The 20,101-nt window shown below is 67.3% G+C and carries 20 protein-coding genes; 14 read left to right on the plus strand and 6 right to left on the minus strand.

Annotation, left to right across the window (positions count from 1 at the left end; translation table 11 throughout):
• Nucleotides 1-44: 44 nt before the first annotated feature.
• Entirely contained in the window at nt 45-341 is a 297-nt protein-coding gene (locus ACLMAL_RS03775; RefSeq protein ID WP_406229817.1) for an MTH1187 family thiamine-binding protein, read from the minus strand.
• Nucleotides 342-421: 80 nt separating this feature from the next.
• On the opposite strand from ACLMAL_RS03775, the gene ACLMAL_RS03780 reads away from it, so the two are divergent.
• The 7 genes from ACLMAL_RS03780 to ACLMAL_RS03810 all read left to right on the plus strand — a co-directional run bounded on the left by ACLMAL_RS03780 (nt 422) and on the right by ACLMAL_RS03810 (nt 8,476).
• Nucleotides 422-1,417, plus strand: coding sequence for a helix-turn-helix transcriptional regulator (locus tag ACLMAL_RS03780; RefSeq protein WP_411997776.1), 996 nt, complete (start codon nt 422-424; stop codon nt 1,415-1,417).
• The gene (locus tag ACLMAL_RS03785) at nt 1,414-2,403 is read left to right on the plus strand and encodes a YafY family protein (RefSeq protein WP_328400456.1); all 990 of its coding nucleotides are present in this window, start codon (nt 1,414-1,416) and stop codon (nt 2,401-2,403) included. Before ACLMAL_RS03780 ends, ACLMAL_RS03785 begins: the two co-directional genes overlap by 4 nt.
• Complete coding sequence (locus ACLMAL_RS03790) at nt 2,400-3,428, plus strand: 2-dehydropantoate 2-reductase (protein WP_411997777.1); 1,029 nt, start codon at nt 2,400-2,402, stop codon at nt 3,426-3,428. Before ACLMAL_RS03785 ends, ACLMAL_RS03790 begins: the two co-directional genes overlap by 4 nt.
• A gap of 87 nt (nt 3,429-3,515) precedes the next feature.
• On the plus strand, nt 3,516-3,782 hold the full coding sequence (gene tatA / locus ACLMAL_RS03795) for a Sec-independent protein translocase subunit TatA (RefSeq protein ID WP_406229820.1): 267 nt from the start codon (nt 3,516-3,518) through the stop codon (nt 3,780-3,782).
• Between the two features lie 117 nt (nt 3,783-3,899).
• Nucleotides 3,900-4,853, plus strand: a complete 954-nt coding sequence (gene tatC, locus ACLMAL_RS03800) for a twin-arginine translocase subunit TatC (protein WP_411997778.1) — start codon at nt 3,900-3,902, stop codon at nt 4,851-4,853.
• Between the two features lie 2 nt (nt 4,854-4,855).
• Nucleotides 4,856-7,561, plus strand: coding sequence for a DEAD/DEAH box helicase (locus ACLMAL_RS03805; RefSeq protein ID WP_411997779.1), 2,706 nt, complete (start codon nt 4,856-4,858; stop codon nt 7,559-7,561).
• Nucleotides 7,562-7,711: 150 nt separating this feature from the next.
• Nucleotides 7,712-8,476 (plus strand): DUF4333 domain-containing protein, encoded by a 765-nt coding sequence (locus tag ACLMAL_RS03810; RefSeq protein WP_411997780.1) that lies wholly within the window; start codon nt 7,712-7,714, stop codon nt 8,474-8,476.
• Between the two features lie 137 nt (nt 8,477-8,613).
• Here the strand turns inward: ACLMAL_RS03810 and ACLMAL_RS03815 are convergent, their stop codons facing one another.
• The gene (locus ACLMAL_RS03815) at nt 8,614-9,588 is read right to left on the minus strand and encodes a 5'-3' exonuclease (RefSeq protein WP_411997781.1); all 975 of its coding nucleotides are present in this window, start codon (nt 9,586-9,588) and stop codon (nt 8,614-8,616) included.
• Between the two features lie 289 nt (nt 9,589-9,877).
• Here ACLMAL_RS03815 and ACLMAL_RS03820 point away from each other — a divergent pair, with 289 nt between their 5' ends.
• Nucleotides 9,878-11,005, plus strand: coding sequence for a M24 family metallopeptidase (locus ACLMAL_RS03820; RefSeq protein WP_411997782.1), 1,128 nt, complete (start codon nt 9,878-9,880; stop codon nt 11,003-11,005).
• A gap of 62 nt (nt 11,006-11,067) precedes the next feature.
• Here ACLMAL_RS03820 and ACLMAL_RS03825 read toward each other — a convergent pair whose 3' ends face one another.
• Entirely contained in the window at nt 11,068-11,475 is a 408-nt protein-coding gene (locus ACLMAL_RS03825) for a PPOX class F420-dependent oxidoreductase (protein WP_328400472.1), read from the minus strand.
• Between the two features lie 155 nt (nt 11,476-11,630).
• On the opposite strand from ACLMAL_RS03825, the gene ACLMAL_RS03830 reads away from it, so the two are divergent.
• From ACLMAL_RS03830 to ACLMAL_RS03845, 4 genes are all read left to right on the plus strand, one after another.
• Entirely contained in the window at nt 11,631-12,392 is a 762-nt protein-coding gene (locus tag ACLMAL_RS03830; RefSeq protein WP_411997783.1) for an SDR family NAD(P)-dependent oxidoreductase, read from the plus strand.
• 197 nt (nt 12,393-12,589) lie between these two features.
• On the plus strand, nt 12,590-13,879 hold the full coding sequence (gene cbiE / locus ACLMAL_RS03835; protein WP_411997784.1) for a precorrin-6y C5,15-methyltransferase (decarboxylating) subunit CbiE: 1,290 nt from the start codon (nt 12,590-12,592) through the stop codon (nt 13,877-13,879).
• Nucleotides 13,880-14,011: 132 nt separating this feature from the next.
• Nucleotides 14,012-14,572 (plus strand): hypothetical protein, encoded by a 561-nt coding sequence (locus tag ACLMAL_RS03840; RefSeq protein WP_411997785.1) that lies wholly within the window; start codon nt 14,012-14,014, stop codon nt 14,570-14,572.
• Nucleotides 14,569-15,318, plus strand: a complete 750-nt coding sequence (locus ACLMAL_RS03845; RefSeq protein ID WP_411997900.1) for a cobalt-precorrin-6A reductase — start codon at nt 14,569-14,571, stop codon at nt 15,316-15,318. Before ACLMAL_RS03840 ends, ACLMAL_RS03845 begins: the two co-directional genes overlap by 4 nt.
• Nucleotides 15,319-15,338: 20 nt before the next feature.
• Here the strand turns inward: ACLMAL_RS03845 and ACLMAL_RS03850 are convergent, their stop codons facing one another.
• Complete coding sequence (locus tag ACLMAL_RS03850; protein WP_411997786.1) at nt 15,339-15,869, minus strand: PadR family transcriptional regulator; 531 nt, start codon at nt 15,867-15,869, stop codon at nt 15,339-15,341.
• Nucleotides 15,870-15,959: 90 nt separating this feature from the next.
• On the opposite strand from ACLMAL_RS03850, the gene ACLMAL_RS03855 reads away from it, so the two are divergent.
• Nucleotides 15,960-16,610 carry a GntR family transcriptional regulator gene (locus ACLMAL_RS03855; protein ID WP_411997787.1) on the plus strand — a complete coding sequence of 217 codons (651 nt, stop codon included), beginning with the start codon at nt 15,960-15,962 and terminating at the stop codon, nt 16,608-16,610.
• The gene (locus ACLMAL_RS03860; RefSeq protein ID WP_411997788.1) at nt 16,610-17,863 is read left to right on the plus strand and encodes an MFS transporter; all 1,254 of its coding nucleotides are present in this window, start codon (nt 16,610-16,612) and stop codon (nt 17,861-17,863) included. Before ACLMAL_RS03855 ends, ACLMAL_RS03860 begins: the two co-directional genes overlap by 1 nt.
• An 18-nt stretch (nt 17,864-17,881) precedes the next feature.
• Here ACLMAL_RS03860 and cobJ read toward each other — a convergent pair whose 3' ends face one another.
• Both cobJ and ACLMAL_RS03870 read right to left on the minus strand, forming a co-directional pair.
• Nucleotides 17,882-19,441 (minus strand): precorrin-3B C(17)-methyltransferase, encoded by a 1,560-nt coding sequence (gene cobJ, locus ACLMAL_RS03865; protein ID WP_411997789.1) that lies wholly within the window; start codon nt 19,439-19,441, stop codon nt 17,882-17,884.
• Nucleotides 19,438-20,073: a precorrin-8X methylmutase gene (locus tag ACLMAL_RS03870; protein WP_328400490.1), complete on the minus strand. Its 636-nt coding sequence runs from the start codon at nt 20,071-20,073 to the stop codon at nt 19,438-19,440. The genes cobJ and ACLMAL_RS03870 overlap by 4 nt, the downstream gene beginning before the upstream one ends.
• Between the last annotated feature and the right edge of the window lie 28 nt (nt 20,074-20,101).

A 20,101-nucleotide genomic window follows, 5' to 3' on the forward strand; every position in this document is an offset into this window, starting at 1 on the left:
TGCTGGTCTACGAAAACTCTTGTGGCCGAAGCGAACAGTGGTGGCTAGGACTCGGTCAGGTACCGCTCGACCTTCTCGACTTTCGTGGTCATCGCGTCGGTGACGCCGGGCCGGATGTCGGCCTTGAGCACCAGGCTGCACCGCGGCGCGACCGCGAGGATGGCGTCGGTGGCCTGCTTCACGACACTCATCACCTCGTCCCATTCGCCCTCGATCGTGGTGAACATGGCGTCGGTGCGGTTCGGCAGTCCGCTGGCCCGAACCACCCGGACCGCCTCGGCCACGGCTCGGCCGACGTCGACGCCGGTGCCGAGCGGAGTCACGGAGAAAGCGACGATCATCCGGTAAGTGTGACACGTCCGTAGCGCGCGAATAGTGCGCCGCCGCGCCGTTGCGCCGCCCGGCCCATTACCCTGTTCGGGTGGCGATATCCAAGGTCGAGCGGCTGATGAATCTGGTCATCGCGCTGCTGTCGACCCGGCAGTTCTTGACCGCGGAGCGGATTCGGGACAGCGTCGCCGGCTACGAGGAGTCGGTCAGCGACGAAGCGTTCAGCCGGATGTTCGAGCGGGACAAGAACGAGCTGCGTGACCTGGGCATTCCGCTCGAGGTAGGGCCGGTGAGCCGGTACTCCACGATGGAGGGCTACCGGATCAACCGCGATGCTTACGAGCTGCCCGAGATAGATCTGACCAGCGAGGAGGCCGCCGCCGTCGCGGTCGCCGTGCAGATGTGGGAGTCACCGGAGCTCGCCGCAGCGGCCGAGGGCGCACTGCTCAAGCTGCGCGCGGCCGGAATCCACGTCGAGACCGATGCCGCGGTGGCGTCGGTGCCCGCGGTGCCGGCGCGGACTCGCGGCTCGGAACCGGTGCTCGGCAAACTGCTGACCGCCATCGACGCGGGGCAGGCGGTCCGGTTCGAACACCGCGGCGCGGTCAACGCGCCCTATCTCATGCGTGATGTGGAGCCATGGGGTGTGGTCACCCACCACGGCCGCTGGTATCTCGTCGGCCACGACCGGGACCGGAACGCGGTGCGCAGCTTCCGGCTCTCGCGGATCGGTGACGATGTGACCGCCTACGGCCCGCCGAACGTGGTCAGCAAGCCGGACGGGGTGGACCTGCGTGCCATCGTCGACACCGTCACCGGCAGCGCCCCGGTGACCGGCTCGGCGACCGTGTGGGTGGCCGACGATCGCGGCCGGGAAATCCGCAGGCTCGGCCGGATCACCGGCGACCGAATGATCGGTGCACGTCACGGTGTCGTAGTGGAGCTGCCGGTCCGCTCCCGCGACTGGTTGGCGCGGTTGATCACCGGGCTCGGACCCGATGCGGTGGTGCTCGCGCCCGAGGAACTGCGCGCCGATGTCGTCGCGAGACTGCGGTCGGTGTTCGATCGCACGGAGGTGACAGCGTGAGCTCACGGTTGTCGGTTCGGCTTTCGCGGTTGCTGAACATGATCCCGTATTTCATCGCCCATCCCGGCATCAGCGCCGCCGAGGCGGCCGTCGATCTCGGCGTCACCACCAAACAGCTGATGGGCGATCTGAATCAACTGTGGATGTGCGGGCTGCCCGGTTACGGACCGGGCGACCTGATCGATCTGTCGTTCTCCGAGGAGAGCATCGAGGTCACCTTCTCGGCGGGCATCGACCGTCCGCTGCGGCTGACCTCCACCGAGGCCACGGCCTTGCTTGTCGCATTGCGGTCGATCGTGGACATGCCCGGCATGGTCGATCCGACCGCGGCGCACGCGGCGATCGCGAAAATCGAATCGGCCATCTCCCACGGTGGATCTGCCGAAGGCGTGGGGCTGGGGGAGTCATCGAGCGCGCCGGTCGAGGCGCCCGCGGTGGCGACGGTGCGTTCTGCGCTGGCTCGCCAGCATGCGCTGCGACTGGTCTACTACTCGGCCAGTCGCGATGTGGTGTCCGAACGGGTCGTCGATCCAATCCGAATCGTCTTGGTGGACAACAACAGTTACCTTCAGGCGTGGTGCAGGCAGGCAGAAGGGGTGCGGCTGTTCCGGTTCGACCGGATCGAAGCGGCCACCGAATTGGCTGAGCAGGCACGCCCGCCCAGTCATGCGACCGAGGAGTCCGCCGCACTCGACCTGTTCCAGGACGATCCTGCGGTTCCCTTGGCTCGCTTACGGATTCGCGGCGACTACGGCTGGGTGCTCGACCAGTATCCGATGCATCGGCTGGCCGTGCATCCCGATGGCAGTCTCGAGGCGACCATGCGGTTCGCCACCCTGGATTGGATGGCGCGGTTGCTGCTCGGCTTCGGCTCGGGTGTCACCGTGCTCGGGCCGCCCGAGTTGGTCGCCGCCGTGCGTGAGCGCTCGAATGCCGCGCTGGCGGCGTACGAAGAAGTCGGATCAGAGGAAGTCGGGCCGGTGTGACCTGTCACGTGATGGTGCTCGGCGCCGGCAGTATCGGCACCTTCGTCGGCGGCAAGCTGGCGGCAGCAGGCGCGGACGTGACGTTCGTCGGCAGGCGTCGCGCACTCGATGAGATCAGCGGGTTCGGGCTGCACCTGACCGACCTCGACGGCGGCGAGGACGTGGTGACCGCAGACGGGTTCCGTGTCGCCACCGAGCCGACGGACGTCGGGTCGGCGGACCTGGTGCTCGTCACCGTGAAATCAGCGGCGACCTCCGATGCGGTGCGCGCGTTGGCGGGCAAGATTCGCCCTGGCACCGTGGTGTTGAGCCTGCAGAACGGGATCGGCAACGACACCGTGATCCGGGATGTCCTGCCCACCTGCGTGGTGCTTGCGGGCATGGTGATGTTCAACGTCGTCCATCACGCGGACGGTCGCTTCCATCGCGGCACCGACGGCGGGCTCGCCGTGCAGGATGATCCGGCATTGGCGCACTTCCTCGAGCTCTTCGCGCAGGCCGGGCTGCCGCTGCGCCATTATCCCGACCTGCTGCCTGTGCAGTGGGCGAAGTTGCTGCTCAATCTCAACAATCCCATCAACGCACTGTCCGGCAGGCCGCTGCGCGAGGAACTCGCCGACCGGAATTACCGCCGCTGCCTGGCGCTCACCCAGGGCGAAGCGCTCGCCGCGATGAACAGAGCGCGAATTCGCCCGGCCCGGCTGACCCTGCTCCCGCCGCACCTCATGGTTCGGCTGCTGACCGTTCCGGACGGGATCTTTCGCCGGGTGGCGGGTCAGGTGCTGGCCATCGACCCGGTCGCACGCTCGTCGATGGCCGACGATCTCGCGCTCGGCCGCAAGACAGAGATCTCCTGGCTGTGCGGCGAAATTGTGAGCCTCGGCGCCATGGTCGGTGCACCGACACCGGTGAATCAACGACTGATCGAATTGATCGTGGCAGCCGAACACGGCGACCGGCGCACCTGGACGGGCCCCGAACTGTGGGATCAGCTGCGGACCGCGGCCGCCACCGCCCGGGGTTGAACGCTGGGCAAACGAGTACTGACGCGGGAGTTCGCCCACGTCATGGTCCGGTAGCATCAGAGCTACCACATTCTTGGGAGGTTAACCATGGGCAGTCTGAGCATCTGGCACTGGCTGATCATTGCCGGGCTCTTCGTGATGTTCTTCGGCGCGAAGCGGATGCCCGACGCCGCCCGCAGCCTGGGTCGGTCGTTGCGCATCTTCAAGAGCGAGGTCAGCCAGATGCAGAGCGAGAGCACCGCGCCGGCGAGCGCGGCACCGGTTCAGCAACCGGTCCAGGAGCTGCCGCAGGCGACCATCGCCCAGTCGCAGGCGACCGCCGCGGAGCCCCAAACCACGCCGAAGTCGGTCTGAGTCGAGCTTCAGCGCCGGGGTGAGTTGCACTCACTCCGGGCATAGCGCTGTTGCCCGCCGAATCGACGGCGCCGCCGCCGACGCGGGCACATCCAACCCAGGGGCCAACACACCACCATGCGAATCCCGTTCGATCCTCGGCACAGCAAGCGCAGGACGAATCCCGACGGCACCATGTCGTTGGTCGAGCATCTGCAAGAGCTGCGCAGCCGACTGCTGATTTCGATCGCCGCAGTCCTGCTGACCACGTTGTTCGGTTTCTTCTGGTATTCGCATTCGATCTTCGGCCTGGAGAGTCTCGGCGACGTTCTGCTCGGGCCGTATTGTTCGCTGCCTGCCTCCTCCCGAGCCTCGCTCACGCCCGACGGCGCCTGCCGATTGCTGGCAACCGCCCCGTTCGAGCAGTTCATGCTGCGTTTGAAGGTGGGCATGACGGCGGGCGTGGTGCTCGCCGCGCCGATCTGGCTGTACCAGTTGTGGGCGTTCATCACCCCGGGGCTGTACGCCAAGGAGCGCAAGTACGCGGTCGGGTTCGTCGCGTCCGGCACCGTACTGTTCGCCACAGGCGCGGTGCTGGCTTATGTCGTTGTCGCCCATGCGTTGAGCTTCCTACTGAGCATCGGCAACAACGCGCAGATCACGGCGCTGAGCGGTTCACAGTATTTCGGGTTCATCATTCAGCTGCTGATCATCTTCGGCATCAGCTTCGAAACACCCTTGCTGATCGTCGGATTGAACCTGGTCGGGGTGCTGACCTACGCCCGACTGAAGGCCTGGCGACGCGGACTCATCTTCGGGCTCTTCGTCTTTGCCGCCATCGTGACTCCGCAGGACCCGTTCTCGATGCTGGCGCTTGCCCTGGCGCTGACCGTCTTGTTCGAGGTGGCCGTGCAGTTCGCTCGGGTCAACGATCGGCGTCGCGCACGCAAGGAAAGTGAAAGTCTTGCGGCGCTGTCGGATGAGGAAGCATCCTCGCTCAGCGGCCCCGAGCCGATCCGGCCGGCCGAGTCGATCGTCGAACCGACAGAGAAATCCGGGCGACCGATGTCGGACTACTCCGATACCCTCTGACGGTGTCATATCACCGGTCGCAGGTAGGCGAGCTGGCAAAGTTTTCCGCCGAGCTGAGTTTCACTCTGGATCCATTTCAGCGCGACGCCTGTGCGGCCCTCGAGGGTGGGCATGGCGTGCTGGTGTGTGCGCCGACCGGTGCGGGCAAAACTGTCGTCGGTGAATTCGCGGTGCACCTGGCGCTCGCTGCGGGTGGAAAGTGCTTCTACACCACGCCGATCAAGGCGCTGTCCAACCAGAAGTTCGCCGATCTCACCGAGCGGCACGGCCGCGATCAGGTGGGTCTGCTCACCGGAGACCAGTCGATCAATCCGGATGCGCCGGTGGTGGTGATGACCACCGAGGTGCTGCGCAACATGCTCTACGCCTCCTCGGATGCCCTGCGCGGGCTGGCCTTCGTGGTGATGGACGAGGTGCACTACCTCGCGGACCGCTTTCGCGGCGCGGTGTGGGAAGAGGTCATCCTGCACCTGCCGCCCGATGTGCGGCTGGTCAGCTTGTCCGCGACGGTCAGCAACGCCGAGGAATTCGGCGCGTGGATGGAGACCGTCCGGGGCGACACCGCCGTGGTGGTCGATGAAACGCGCCCGGTACCGCTGTGGCAGCACGTGATGGTCGGGCGGCGGATGTTCGACCTGTTCGACACCGACTCCAGCGAGCAGAAGATCCTCGTCGACGAAGACCTGGTCCGCTATATCCGGCAGCGTGAGAGCGCGGATCGGATGAACAGCTGGGGTGGGCCGCGCAACGGTCGCGGCGGTGGGCCGCGCCGAGACTTCCGCCCGCTGCCACGGCCGGAAGTGCTCGCCAAGCTCGACGACGAAGGGCTGCTGCCCGCGATCACCTTCATCTTCAGCAGGGCGGGCTGTGACGGCGCGCTGGCGCAGTGCCTGCGCTCCCGGCTGGACCTGAGCAGGGACGACGAAACCGAGGCGATCGACGCCATTATCGAGAAGCACACCGGAGATCTGCCGAAAGACGATCTCGAGGTGCTCGGTTACTGGGAGTGGCGCGAGGCGCTGCACCGCGGGCTTGCCGCGCATCACGCCGGCATGCTGCCCGCCTTCCGGCACACTGTCGAAGAATTGTTCGTACGTGGGCTTGTGCGGGCCGTATTCGCTACGGAGACACTGGCATTGGGCATCAATATGCCCGCGCGCACGGTGGTGCTGGAGCGCTTGGTCAAGTACAACGGTGAGTCGCACGCCGAGCTCACCCCGGGCGAATACACCCAGCTCACCGGCCGTGCGGGCCGCCGCGGCATCGACGTCGAGGGCCACGCGGTGGTGCTGTGGCAGCCGGAGGTCGACACCAGTGCGGTGGCCGGTCTCGCCTCGACCCGGACCTATCCGCTGCGCAGTTCGTTCCGGCCCGGCTACAACATGTCGATCAACCTGATCGACCGGATGGGTGCCGCGGAGGCCCGCGCCCTGCTCGAGCGCTCGTTCGCACAGTTCCAGGCCGACCGTTCGGTGGTGGGGCTCGTGCGTGGCATCGAACGCAACGAAGACCAGTTGCGCAAGCTGCGCACCCAGCTCGGCGGCGCGGACGGTGAGTTCCTGGAATACATTTCGCTGCGCGATCGGATTAAACAACGGGAACGGCAGCTCGAACAGCAGAACCGCTCCGACCGCCGCGGCGCTTCGGTGAGCTCGTTGACATCGCTGCGCCGCGGTGATGTGGTGGCGATTCCGTCCGGGCGTCGGGCCGGGCTCGCGGTCATCCTGGAGCCGGATACCACCCCGGGCGACCCGCGCCCGCTGGTGCTCACCGAGGACAAATGGGCTGGCCGGGTATCGGTCGCCGATTTCCCGGTGCCCGCGAAGGCGCTCGGTCATATGCGTCTGCCCCGCCGGGTCGATCACCGGACCGCGAGTATTCGCCGTGACTTGGCCTCGGCGCTGCGCAGCACCGGCATCTCGGTGCCCGGTCGCCAGCGGCGTGGCCAGCGATCCAAGGCGGCTGAGGATCGGGAACTGGACACACTGCGGCGTAGCCTGCGCTCGCATCCGGCGCACACCCGCGCCGATCGCGAGCAGATGAGTCGGGTCGGCGAGCGCTACAACCGGTTGGCGCGCGAGACCGAGACCATGCGCCAGAAGGTTGCCGCGACGACGAACTCGCTGGCCCGAACCTTCGATCGGATTCTCGCACTGCTCGAAGAGCGTGGTTTCGTGCACGAAGGCGAGGTGACCTCGGAGGGGCGCAGACTGGCCAGGATCTACGCCGAAAGCGACCTGCTCGTCGCCGAATGCCTGCGCCAGGGACTGTGGCGTGGGCTCGGGCCCGCCGAGCTGGCCGCCGTCGTGTCCATCCTGGTCTACGAATCACGCCAGGAGGGTGGATATCTCGGCGTGAGCGGGCCGACGGAGCCGATCCGGCGGGCGGTCGGCGGCACGGTCGGCGTGTGGACGCAGTTGCGTTCGGACGAGGCGCGCCACAAGCTGCAGCCGACCCGCGAACCGGACCTCGGATTCGTTACCGGTGTGTACAAATGGGCGCGCGGCGATGGGTTGGCCGAGTCGTTGCTGGCCAGCGGCGATCGGGGTACCCCGCTATCGGCGGGCGATTTCGTGCGCTGGTGCAGGCAGGTGATCGACCTGCTCGATCAGATCCACAGCACTGCCGACGACCCGGAGATTGCCGGGACCGCGGCGAAGGCGGTGCGGGCAATCCGACGGGGTGTCGTTGCGGTGGACGCGGCGTAGCCGATTCGATTGTGATTTGATTTCTTTCGCGTACCGACCGTGGCGGAGGAGTCGGACAGGATCGGTTCGGAAATGGGAATGGTCCTGTTCTGCGACGAGTCTCACGCGGGGGGCTACCGTATGTACAACGATGCGAGTGGAGGCAAGCAGATGAGCGGCCCGTACGGACCGAACGACGCCCCTGGTCCCGGGGAGGGACGCAACGACCCCACCCAGCAGTGGGGCGGACAGCAGACACCCGGTGGCGCGTCGCCGTCGCCGTGGGGTGGCCAGCAGCAGACGCCGCAGACTGCGCCGCCGACCCAGCAGTGGGATCAGTCGCAGCCTCCGCAGCCGCAATGGGGTCAGCAGCCCAGCCAGCCGAATCAGCCGCAATGGGGTCAACAGCCCAGCCAGCCCAATCAGCCGCAATGGGGCCAGCAGCCCAGCCAGCCCAATCAGCCGCAATGGGGCCAGCAGCCCGGCCAGCCGGGTACGCAGGACTGGGGCCAGCAGCAGCCGCCGCAGCAGGACTGGGGCCAGCAAGGTCAGCAGCCGCAGTGGGGTCAGCAGGGTCAGCAGCCGCAATGGGGACAGGCTCAGCAGATCCCCACACAGAGCGGTGGCAAAGGCAAAGGCCTGATCATCGGCCTCGGTGTCGGGGCGCTCCTTGTAGTCGGCGCCATCATCGCCCTGGTACTGGTGCTGACCAGCAAGGACGAGCTGGACAACACCGCGGTGCAAGACGGCGTCAAGAAGGTGCTTTCGGACTCCTACGGCATCCAGGATGTCGCCGATGTGTCCTGCCCCTCCGGCCAGAAGGTCGAGGTCGACGCAACCTTCACCTGCTCCCTGAAGGTCAGTGGTGAGCAGAAGAAGGTCACCGTCAAGATTACCAGGGACGATGGCACCTACGAGGTCGGCCGTCCCAACTGACTCGGGTACCGGGACGCTCGCGCTGCGGCGCGGGCGCCCGGTGAGTCATCGAGGCCCGGGCGGAATGCTGCCTGGCGCACATCATTTCACCGGCGCTGCTGAGGTGCGAACTCCGCCCGACTCCGCTGTGCGATGTGTCAGGAGGCGTTGGTCGCCGCCAAAGCGGTGACCAGGCGCGCGACGGGGCTTTCCGCGTTGTATTCGGTGGCCAGTTCGCGCAGACGTTGCGGGTCCGCCGGAGTTGTGGGGAGCGTATCCGCTCGCGAGAGTTCGACTTCGGCATCGCAGACCACGCGGACCACGGGGGCGGCGGCTTTCAGATAGGTCTCGGCGGCCCGCAGTTTGGCGCGCACACCCTGCGAAAGATCTGCGGCCGGATCGTCGAGGGCGGCTTGCAGCGCTTCCAGTGAACCGAATCGGGAGATCAAGAGCGCGGCGGACTTGTCACCGATGCCCGCCACCCCGGGCAGCCCGTCCGATGCGTCACCGCGCAGCGTTGCCATGTCCGCGTAGGCCCGTCCCGCATTCACCAGGGGCACACCGTATTTCGCGGCGACTTCGGCGGGGCCGAACAGTTCGGCCTTGGCTAGTCCGCGACCCGCGTAGAGCACGCGCACCTGCGGTGCAGGCTCGTCGCGCACCAATTGCAGCAGGTCGCGATCACCGCTGACGACCACCACCGGGTCGGTGTGCTCACGGGTGGCGAGCGTCCCGAGCACGTCGTCGGCCTCCAGCCCCTCCGCGCCGCCCGTCGCGATGCCTGCCGCAGCCAGCACCTCCAGAATCATCTCGACTTGCGGGGTGAGCCGATCCGGCACCGCCTCGGCGCCAGGAGCGGCGTCCATCGAGGTGTCGAGCCGGTGCGCCTTGTACGAGGGCACCAGCTCCACCCGGAACGCAGGCCGCCAATTCAGGTCGAGACAGACAACCAACCTGCTCGGCGAATGCTTGGTGATGAGCGACGCGACCATGTCGGTGAAACCACGCACCGCATTCACCGACCGGCCGTCGGGTGCGGTGATCTTCTCGGGGATCGCATGGAATGCGCGGAACCATAGGCTCGCTCCGTCGAGCAGTAGGAGAGGTCCACCGGAATTCGCGGCTGAAGTCACGCTGGTGAGGCTACCTGCCCATCCCGACAAGCCTCGGTGATTGCGCTCCTGACCCGGCTTTCGGCACCGATAGTCCGGGTCGGGAGCGTGAGCACTGCGCTCAGGGGCGGCGGAGACCCGTGTCTACGGGCTGAGTTCGACGTGCTCACGCGGCAGTCGTACCCCGCGCGGACGATCCATGAACGGTGTTGCGCCGCCACAGGTCGGGCGAGCTCGCGTCCAGGGGTTGCGGTTGCAGAAGCGGGGTAAACGGCCTGTCGGGCAGCGGCGGCGGGTAACGTCGAGCGGTATGAGCTCGCACACGGAGTCACGATTCGCGGCGGATGTCTACGGTAATCGGCTGGAGCGGGCCGTCGAGCTGATGCGGGCCGCTCATCTCGATGCCCTCCTGATCACGCCGGGGCCGGATTTGCGGTACCTGATCGGGTCGGCGGCCGAGTCCTTCGAGCGGCTCACCTGCCTGGTGATCCCGGCCGACGGTGCTGCGCCCTCGGTGGTGATCCCGAAGTTGGAGCTGGCATCGCTGGAGGGTTCGGCGGTGGGCGATCTCGGTTTGCCGGTGTTCGATTGGGTCGACGGCACCGATCCATATCAGCTGGTGAAGTCGGCGCTGCATGTCGGTTCCCGGGTCGCCGTCACCGATGCGATGCCCGCACTGCACCTGCTGCCGTTGGCGGAATCCTTTAGCGGCCTGCCGGTTTCGGCTACGCCCGTGCTCCGTGAAATGCGCATGGTCAAGGACGCCGCGGAGATCGACGCGCTGCGCAGGGCTGGAGCGGCGATCGACCGCGTGCATGCCAGGATGGGTGAGTGGCTGCGCGCCGGGCGTACCGAGGCAGAGGTGCGCGCCGACATCGCGGCCGCGATCGTCGAGGAGGGCCACACCGCTGCCGCGTTCGTCATCGTGGGCAGCGGCCCGCACGGTGCGGACCCACACCACGAGGTGTCGCAGCGGGTAATCGAACAGGGTGATGTGGTCGTGATCGATATCGGCGGTCCGGTAGAGCCCGGCTACTACTCCGACTCGACCCGCACCTACGTGCTCGGCGAACCGAGCCAGGATGTGGCGGTGCAATTCGCTGAGCTGGAACAGGCCCAGGACGTCGCGGTCGCCGCGGTCCGCCCCGGCGTGACCGCCGAATCGATCGACGCCGCGGCGCGAAACCCGTTGACCGCCGCCGGGTTCGGCCCCGCCTTCGTGCACCGCACCGGTCACGGCATCGGCCTGTCCGTGCACGAGGAGCCGTACATCGTCGCGGGCAACGACCTGATCCTGCAGCCGGGTATGGCATTCAGCATCGAACCCGGCATCTACTTCCGTGGTGAGTGGGGCGCCCGGATCGAAGACATCGTCGTGGTCACCGAGGACGGCTGTGAGTCGATGAACAACCGCCCACACGGGCTGACGGTGTTGTAAGCCCGGGCACTGGCAGCAGCCTGCGGCGGCGTCGCCCTGCAGTTGCCCGAGGTGTGGGTACCTCAGTTCGGGGTCGTGAGTGTGCTGCTCGACAACACTCGCCGCACCTGAATTGCGATCACCACGCGGGTCGGGTTCTCTCGGGGCACGCGGTAGCGTCCGGCGTAGCGATCGACTGCTTCGGCGACGCTGTCGGGGTCGTCGAGGACGGTTGCCGGACCTTCGAGGGTGAGCCAGCGAATGCCGTCCACCTGGCTGACCGCCGCGTACCCGGACCGGCGCACATTGCGCACTTTCACCGATCCGTCATTGGTGATCACCCGCGCGAGCCCGGCCTCGGGATCCCAGGTGAACCCCACCGCGACAACGTGCGGGGTGCCATCTGCTCGCAACGTGGTCAGCGTGGCGAGGTGCCGCTCGGTGACGAACTCGAGTGCGGTCGGGGACAGCTGTGCTGTGCTGGTCGGCATCCCACGACCGTAGTCGTGGTCGATGTGGAAGCCGGTGGCGACCGTCATGACCGGGCGGCACTGCGGTTACCTGGAATCATCGGTCCGCGAACGTGCTGTCGAGTTGTCGGATGGTCGGCGCAAGGTGCGCAGCGGGGGGAGAGCAAACTGTGTGCATGGGATTGCGAGGTGGCGGGATTGCCGACGGGCCGGTGCTGTTGCTCGGTGGGCGCAGCGAGATCGGGCTCGAGGTGGCCCGGCGGTTGGCGCCGGGGCGGGTGGTGATTCTCGCGGCGCGGCGTAGCGGCGAGTTGGCCGAGGAGGGCGCGGCTGTGCTGGCTGCCGGGGCGACGGCGGTGCATTGCGTCGAGTTCGATGCCGATGACACGGCGAGTCACCCCGCGTTGCTCGAGAAGCTTGCGGCCGAGCATGGCGGACTGGGGGTGACCGTGCTCGCGTTCGGGGTGCTGGGAGATCAGGCGCGGGCCGAGCAGGATCCGGCGCATGCGCTCGCGGTGGTCCATACCGATTTCGTCGCACAGATCAGTGTGCTCACCACGCTGGCGAATCTGCTGCGTACGCAGGGCAGCGGCCAGATCGTCGTGTTCAGTTCGGTCGCGGGGGTGCGGGTGCGCCGGGCCAACTACGTGTACGGCTCGGCCAAAGCGGGACTCGACGGTTTCGCCGGAGGGCTTGCGGATGCGTTGCACGGCAGCGGTGTTCACCTGCTGCTGGTCCGCTCGGGGTTCGTGATCGGACGGATGACCGAAGGCATGGACCCGGCTCCATTCTCGAGCACGCCGGACCAGGTCGCCGTGGCCGTGGTCAATGGTCTCCGTCGCCGCGCAGGTCGGGTGTGGTGCCCGCGCGTACTGCAACCGGTGTTCTTCGTCATGCGCCTGCTGCCACAGGCAGTGTGGCGGCGGATGCCTCGGTGACCGGGTCCACACCCGCTTCTGGATCGACTCCCGGATCGTCTGGGAGCGATCAGTCGGAGCCCGTGTTGGGTACGGCGCGGCCGGGGAGTGCATCGATTCCGGTCGCCGGATCGGCCCGCCGGTCGCCTCGGAGTGTCGAGCCCGAAGCGTGGCCGAACCCGGCGCGGTCGGCGGCCGAACCGATCAATCCAGCCGAAATGTGTTCTGTCACACCAGGTATCGATACCGAGGTTGCCGTGGCGAATGTCGTATCGTGGACGGGCCCGGTGATATCGGTTGTCGGGATCGGAGCCGACGGGTGGGACGGGCTCGGGCGGGCAGCGCGGGAGGTGATCGCCGGATGTGCGGTGTTGTTCGGAGCGGAGCGCCAGTTGGCTTTGGTGCCAGTCGATCCAGCGATTGAGCGGGTGGCATGGCCGTCGCCGTTGGTGCCCGCGTTGCCCGGGTTGTTCGAGCACTACGCGGGCGCTCGTATCTGTGTGCTGGCCAGTGGCGATCCGATGTTCTACGGAATCGGGGTGACGCTGGTGCGACTGTTCGGCGCTGCGGCCTTGTGGGTGCTGCCGCAGCCCTCGTCGGCTGCGTTGGCATGTGCGCGGTTGGGGTGGGCGCTTGCCGAGGTGCCGGTGGTCAGCGCGGTCGGTCGGCCGGTGGAGACGGTGCTGCCGGAGCTGGCGGATCGGCGGCGGGTGTTGGTGCTCAGCGCGGATGAGCACACGCCGGAGCGGATCGCGGAGCTGTTGCGCCGCAACGGATTCGGTGGGTCGACGGTGACGATACTCGCACAGCTGGGTGGCCCGGGCGAGCGGGTTCGGGTGGCCACCGCACAGAGCTGGGATCTGCCTGCGGGCGATCCGCTGAACATCGTGGCGATTGAATGCGTCGCGGATTCGAAGGGCCCGCGTGCCACGAGGATCCCGGGCCTCCCGGATGCGCTGTTCGGTGGCGACGGGCAACTCACCAAAGCGGAAGTGCGGGCGCTGACCATTGCGGCCCTGGCGCCCGCACCGGGAGAGCTGCTGTGGGATGTCGGCGGCGGCTCGGGCAGCATCGCCATCGAATGGTGTCGCACACACCCGGGTTGCCAGGCGATCGCCTTCGAACGGCTCGAGCACCGGAGGCGCCAGATCGCCGACAATGCCACCGCCCTGGGTGTCCCGCAGGTCGTCGTGCGCGGGGAGGTGCGCACCGAGGTCGGATCGACCGAATCTGCCCCTCCTGACGCGGTTTTCGTCGGTGGTGGGATCACTCAGGATGGCGTACTCGAGACATGCTGGTCGTACTTGCGCCAGGGCGGCAGGCTCGTCGCGAACGCGGTGACCGCGGAATCGGAGGCGCTGCTGCTGACCTGGGCAAAAACCCACGGCGGTGAATTGCGCAAGTTTCAGATCTACCGGGCGGAACCATTGGGGACGTTCACGGCATGGCGCCCACAACTGCCGGTGACGCAGTGGTCGGTGCGCAAAGAGGGCAAGGACTCGCTGTGAAAGCCTCGATCGGAACGGTGATGCAGGCCGAGGTGAACAGGTAGGGTCGGGCCCGAGATCCGAGCGTGATCGGAAATCCGGTTCCTGATTGGGAGATTGATGAAGTACAAGAAGTTTGCCGCCACCTCGCTGTTGGCCATCGCCGCCACGGGTATCGCGGCCGGCACATCCGGTGCCGCGCCGCCGGCCCCGGCGCCCGCGGTGCAGAACCAGACGACCTCGCCGACCGTCACAGGCGAGGACCAGACCGTCGGCTATGCGGTGCAAATCGTCGACAAGTCGATCGTGACCACCCTGACCGGTGGTGCGTTCAGCCTCGATGCCGACCAGAAGTACGTCACGGTGAAGAACGAGGCGGGCGTGGTCGTCACCTCGATCCCGCTCGCGGCCAAGGTGGGCGAGGGGGACGTCATCCCGATCGCGGCCACCATCGATCCTTCGACGCAGCGGCTGACGCTGACGCCGGAGGTCAAGCCGACCGCTGCCGCGCCGTCCGCGGCTGAGATCAGTGCGTCGCAGGACTGGTTCTTCGCCGAACTGCAGCGCGCATCGCTCGGTGCCCTCATCGGCGCCGTGATCGGGTTCTTCTTCTTCGGCATCGGCCTGCCGGTGGGTGCGCTCATCGGCCTGCTCATCGCGGGCGGACCGAACCTGATCAACGCGGGCATCGCCTATTTCAGCGGTCAGCCCTGAAAATCCTGATTCTGGGCGGTACCCGGGAAGCCCGGGAACTCGCCGAAATCGCGTCCGGCGAGCGGGGATTCGACATCGTTTCCTCGCTCGCCGGACGCGTCAGCGACCCTCTGCTGCCCGAAGGCGTGGTGCGGATCGGCGGCTTCGGTGGCGCCGACGGCCTACGGGAGTGGCTGGTAGCCAACGCAATCGAGGTGGTGATCGATGCTACGCATCCGTTCGCGGCAACGATCAGCATGAACGCAGCCACTGCGACGGCGCGGGCGGATCTGCCGCTGCTGCATGTGCGTCGGCCCGGCTGGTTCGCGGGGCCGGGGGACAAGTGGATCCGCGTGCCCGATCTCGAGGCCGCCGCGGCAGCCGTTGCGGGACTGGGCGATCGAGTATTCCTGACGATCGGTCGGCAGGGGGTCGGCGCCTTCGCCGGCCTGACCGAGCCTTGGTTTCTGATCCGCGCGATCGACCCGCCGGTGGGCAACCTGCCGCCACATCACGAATTACTGCTTGCGCGTGGCCCTTTCGCGGTCGAGACCGAATCGCGGTTGCTGGCATCGCACCGCATCGACGTGCTGGTCACCAAGGACAGCGGGGGAGATCACACCGACGCCAAACTCGTCGCGGCTCGCGGCGCGGGTATTCCTGTCGTCATGATCGACCGACCCGCGCTCCCGGCCGACGCGATCGTTGCGGCGAACGTGCCGGATGCCGTGCAATGGTTGCGCACACAGTCCGCTTCCCGCGCCTGAGTGATGCTTACCCCGTGCTGTCAGCGGCCGAGCAGGCTCGGCAGGCGGTCGAACCATTCGAGTACCGCGCGCTCGTAGCCGATGCCGAACTCCAGCGTGGCGCGCTGGTGTGGCGGTTTCCCGGTGCAGTCCTGGGCGAGATAGCGGGTGAGTCGTTGCTGGTGGATCTCCCGGTTCGCGGCGATCATCTGGTCGAGGTGATCGGGGTCGAGGTGTTCTCCGAAGGACATCGTCAGTAGCAAGGGCACTCGAATTGTCTCGCCGCCCGGATCTCGGGCAATCCACTCCAGGAATGCTTCGCGGCCCGCATCGGTGATCTGATAGGGGGTTCGCTCCCGTGCTCCCGTCTCGCCCTTCTCGACCAGCCCAGACGCATCCATCGAGGACAACTCGCGGTATACCTGGCTCTGGGTGATCGTCCAGAAATCACCGATACGGTCCTGCGCAGCGGACACCAGATCCCACCCCGACATCGGGCCCTCGTGCAGAAACCCGAGGAGTGACGCGGCTGTGGAATTCAGCGGTTTGCGTTGTGTCGCGGTATTCGTCAACGGACAGCTCCTTCGCTCTCAACGTTCCATAGTGGAATGTTATACGACCGGCAACGGGTGGGCGAATACGCCGTCCGCGATTCATCTAGGATGCAACTTGTGTCTAAGACGTATTCATCGGCCGAGCGCGCATTTCATGAGGTGAAGGAACGCATTCTCACCGGCATGCTGCCGGGCGGCGAGCTGATCAGCGAGGGTGAGATCGCCGCCGACCTCGGCATGTCCAGGACACCGGTCCGCGAGGCGTTCCTGCGGCTCGAGGCGGAGGGGTGGATGAAGCTCTACCCCAAGCGCGGTGCGCTGATAGTGCCGATCCCGCCGGCAGAGGCCGAGCACGTGGCCCACGCCAGGTACGTCGTGGAGACGGGGGCCGTGCGTGCACTGGTCGCTGTTGATCGCTCGACGCTCGACGCAGCGCTGCAGGAGTCACTCGACCGGCAGCGGGAACTGGCCGACACCAAGGACTTCGCTCGTTTCGCCGTGGTAGACACCGACTTTCACCGCACTTACGTCGTCGCTGCGGGCAACCCGCTGCTCACCGGCTTCTACGATTCACTGCGCGAACGGCAGCGGCGGATGAACAGTGTTGCGCTGCACCGTGGTTCGACCGACATAGACAAGATCATCGAGCAGCACGCACGGCTGGCCGACCTGATCGGAACGGGCGATGCGACAGGCTTCGCCGCCGCACTCGTCGAGCATCTCGCGGGCGTGCACCAGCTGGAACTGAGCGGGCTGTGATGGCAACGCTCACCACCATCGACGCCCGATCACCCGCGCGCGAGACCATCTCGAGGCAGTGGTGGGGCGTTGCTGCGGCCATGTTCGCGATCGCCTGGGGCGGAAACGAATTCACCCCGCTGCTGGTGATGTACAAGAACAACGGACTGCCCGTCACCACCGTCGACATGTTGTTGTTCGAGTACGTGCTCGGCATTGTGCCCGCGCTGCTGATCGGCGGCCCGCTCTCGGACCGCTATGGCCGTCGCGCGCTGCTGCGTCCCGCGCCGCTGATCGCTGCCATGGGTTCGCTGTTGCTGGCATTCGGCTCGGGGTCCGTGCCGATGCTGTCGGCCGGACGGGTGCTGTGCGGGGTGGCGCTCGGTCTGGCGATGGCGGTGGGCAGCAGCTGGCTGAAAGAGCTCGCCCAGCCACCGTTCGGGCCCGAACGGCCCGCGGGAACCGGCGCGCGACGTTCGGCGATGTGCCTCACGGGTGGCTTTGCTGTCGGTGCGGGGGTGGCAGGCGTGCTTGCCCAGTGGGCGCCGCTGCCGAACACCCTCGCGTATCTGATCAACGCAGTGTTGTGTCTGACTGCCGCGGCCTGGGTGGCGCGCGCACCGGAAACACTGGTCCCGCAGGAGAATCCGGGCCGTCTTGTCGAGGCACTGAAGGTCCCTGCCGCTGCACACCGCCGATTCCGGCACGTGGCACTGCCGGTCGCGCTGTGTCTGTTCACCTCCGCCGCAACGGCGTACGCGGTGATGCCGACATTGATGGCACCGCGCGTGCACGATGCACCGATCGCATTTTCGGCACTGATCACCGCCGTCACTCTCGGCTGCGGCTTCGCGATCCAATCGGCGGCCCGGCGCATCGACCGCCCGGGCACTGCCCGCGCCGCAGTGGTGGCGTTGATTCTGGTCGTCGCAGGAATGGTCTCGGCGGCGTTGGCCTCGGCAACCCTCACCCTCTGGTCCACTGTCGTCACCGCAATCGTCCTCGGTGCCGGATACGGCATCGGCCTGGTCGCCGGCCTTCAGGAGATCGAACGAATCGCCCGCCCCGACGACCTGGCCGGCCTCACCGCGGTCTTCTACTCGGCAAGCTATCTCGGTTTCGGTGTTCCCGCCCTCCTCGCCTTCCTGCACGAGGCCGCGGGCCTCGGCTACCCGACGATGTTCGCCGTCGCCGCCGTCGCCGCAGCCGGCTGCCTGGCAGTGGTTGCCCGGAACTACCGAAGCTGCCCGGTCTGTCTGCCTGACGCTGGGTAGCCGGGCGCGGTCGGTCGATCAGCGTTGGTAGCGCCGCGAGGTGTAAACGCGCGGGCCGTCGTCGGTGTCCCTCGATGCGGTGGTGGATGCGCCGATGATGAGCAGCGTGCGCATGTCGACCTCGGCGGGGTCCAGTTCGGCGAGTGGTACCACCCGGACCGACTCGGTGGGGCCGCCGACGTCGCGGCCGATCACCACCGGGGTGTCGGGCTTGCGGTGTTCGAGCAGCAGATCCCGCATCGCACTGACCTGCCAGGTGCGTTGGGAGGAGGCCGGATTGTAGATCGCGATCGCCATGTCGGCGGCGGCCACGGCCGAGAGACGTTGGGCGACAACCTCCCACGGCTTGAGCCGGTCCGACAGCGAGATCATCGCGTAGTCGTGGCCGAGTGGCGCGCCGACTCGGCTGGCCACGGCGTTGGCGGCGGTCATGCCGGGCAGTACCCGCACCGGCACCCCCTCCCACTGTGGGTCGGCGGATTCTTCCAGCACCGCTGCCGCCATGGCGAACACTCCGGGATCACCCGAGGAGACCACCACGACCTGCGCGCCCTGCTTGGCCAAATCCAGTGCCATAGCGGCACGTTCGGATTCCACGCGATTGTCGCTGGCATGTCTGCGCTGCCCGGGGCGCGCCGGCACGCGGTTGATGTAGGTGGTGTAGCCGACGAGATCGGTGGCCTCGGCGAGGGCTTTGCTCACCTCCGGCGTGGTCCAGTCCGCCGAGCCGGGGCCGAGTCCGACCACGACGACTTCTCCCGGCAGACCGTTCGACGGTGCGGCGGTCGGTCCGGTTGCGACCCGGCGCTGCGTCTGCTTGCTACTCGCCAGGCGCAGTGGGGCAGTCGGCTGCGGGCCCGGCACCAGGGTGATCGAGAAGTACGGCACCTCCGCGTCGTCGACGTCGGCGGCGCGTAGGACGCGTTGACGATCGGAGCTGGCGCGCTCGATGTAGTAGGCGCCGTCGAGTCGTCCGGAATCCGAGAGCGCTTGGCGCACACCGGGGTAGGTGCGTCCGAGTTTCATGATGGCGGCCGCTTCGGTGTCGCGGAGGCGGCGGGTGAGCTCGGCGGTCGGCATGGTGCCCGGCAGTACCGTGAGCACCTGTTCGCCTTCCACCAGGGGGGTGCCCAGAGCCGCGGACGCGGCGCTGACCGAGGTGATGCCCGGAATGATTTCGGCATCGAATCGGTCGGCGAGGCGGCGGTGCATGTGCATATAGGAGCTGTAGAAGAGCGGATCGCCCGCCGCCAGCAGCGCCACCGAGCGGCCCGCCGCCAGATGTGCCGCGAGACGCTCGGCGGCCTGCTCGTAGAACTCGTCGATCGCGCCCTGATATCCGCCGGGATGGTCGGTGGTCTCGGTGGTCACCGGATAAACGAGGTGCTCTTCGAGCTGGCCTTCGCGCATGTATGGGGCGGCGATCGCGCGTGAGATGCTGCGGCCGTGCCTGGCGCTGTGGAAGGCGATCACATCGGCCGCTGCGATGATCCTGGCCGCCTTGACCGTCACCAGTTCCGGGTCGCCGGGCCCGAGCCCGACACCCCACAACTTGCCGTGGACCGTGCTGTTGGTCATTCCTGTTCGCTCGCAATCGCATTCAGCGCCGACGCGGTGATGGCGCTGCCGCCTCGCCGGCCGCGCACGGTCAAGAATTCGACCCCACCGAAGTCGATCAGTGCGTCTTTGGATTCGGCGGCGCCGATGAAGCCGACGGGAATGCCGAGAACCGCCGCTGGGCGCGGCGCGCCGGCATCGAGCATGTCCAGTAGATGGAACAGTGCGGTCGGTGCGTTTCCGATGGCGACCACCGCGCCGTCGAGCCGATCCCGCCACAGCTCGAGCGCCGCGGCCGAGCGCGTATTGCCCAGTGCGGCGGCAAGTTCCGGCACGCGCGGATCTGTCAAAGTGCAGAGCACGTCGTTATCGGCGGGCAACCGTTTGCGTGTAACCCCCGACGCCACCATGTTGGCATCACACAGAATCGGTGCACCAGTACGCAGCGCGGTGCGGGCCGCCGCCACTACCCCGGGCGAAAAGGCCACGTCCTGTGCGAGATCTACCTGTCCGCACCCATGAATCATTCGCACCACCACCTGTGCCACATCCGGCGGGAACGCGGTCAGATCCGCTTCGGCGCGGATCGTCGCGAACGAGCGCCGATAGATCTCGGCCCCGTCGGTGAGGTAGCTGGCGCGCACGTCGGACATGCCGACCACCCTAGGAGTGCCCGCCGAG

This window comes from Nocardia sp. CWNU-33 (assembly GCF_046764895.1).
Taxonomy (GTDB): domain Bacteria; phylum Actinomycetota; class Actinomycetes; order Mycobacteriales; family Mycobacteriaceae; genus Nocardia.

What these genes read in the sequence shown, in the direction of transcription:
- ACLMAL_RS03775 (WP_406229817.1), bottom strand. Translation starts at nt 341, where the DNA reads ATGATCGTCGCTTTCTCCGTGACTCCGCTCGGCACCGGCGTCGACGTC.
- tatC (WP_411997778.1), top strand. Translation starts at nt 3,900, where the DNA reads ATGCGAATCCCGTTCGATCCTCGGCACAGCAAGCGCAGGACGAATCCC.
- cobJ (WP_411997789.1), bottom strand. Translation starts at nt 19,441, where the DNA reads ATGACCAACAGCACGGTCCACGGCAAGTTGTGGGGTGTCGGGCTCGGG.
- ACLMAL_RS03830 (WP_411997783.1), top strand. Translation starts at nt 11,631, where the DNA reads ATGGGATTGCGAGGTGGCGGGATTGCCGACGGGCCGGTGCTGTTGCTC.
- ACLMAL_RS03855 (WP_411997787.1), top strand. Translation starts at nt 15,960, where the DNA reads ATGCAACTTGTGTCTAAGACGTATTCATCGGCCGAGCGCGCATTTCAT.
- ACLMAL_RS03810 (WP_411997780.1), top strand. Translation starts at nt 7,712, where the DNA reads ATGAGCGGCCCGTACGGACCGAACGACGCCCCTGGTCCCGGGGAGGGA.
- tatA (WP_406229820.1), top strand. Translation starts at nt 3,516, where the DNA reads ATGGGCAGTCTGAGCATCTGGCACTGGCTGATCATTGCCGGGCTCTTC.
- ACLMAL_RS03820 (WP_411997782.1), top strand. Translation starts at nt 9,878, where the DNA reads ATGAGCTCGCACACGGAGTCACGATTCGCGGCGGATGTCTACGGTAAT.
- cbiE (WP_411997784.1), top strand. Translation starts at nt 12,590, where the DNA reads ATGTGTTCTGTCACACCAGGTATCGATACCGAGGTTGCCGTGGCGAAT.
- ACLMAL_RS03860 (WP_411997788.1), top strand. Translation starts at nt 16,610, where the DNA reads ATGGCAACGCTCACCACCATCGACGCCCGATCACCCGCGCGCGAGACC.
- ACLMAL_RS03870 (WP_328400490.1), bottom strand. Translation starts at nt 20,073, where the DNA reads ATGTCCGACGTGCGCGCCAGCTACCTCACCGACGGGGCCGAGATCTAT.
- ACLMAL_RS03825 (WP_328400472.1), bottom strand. Translation starts at nt 11,475, where the DNA reads ATGCCGACCAGCACAGCACAGCTGTCCCCGACCGCACTCGAGTTCGTC.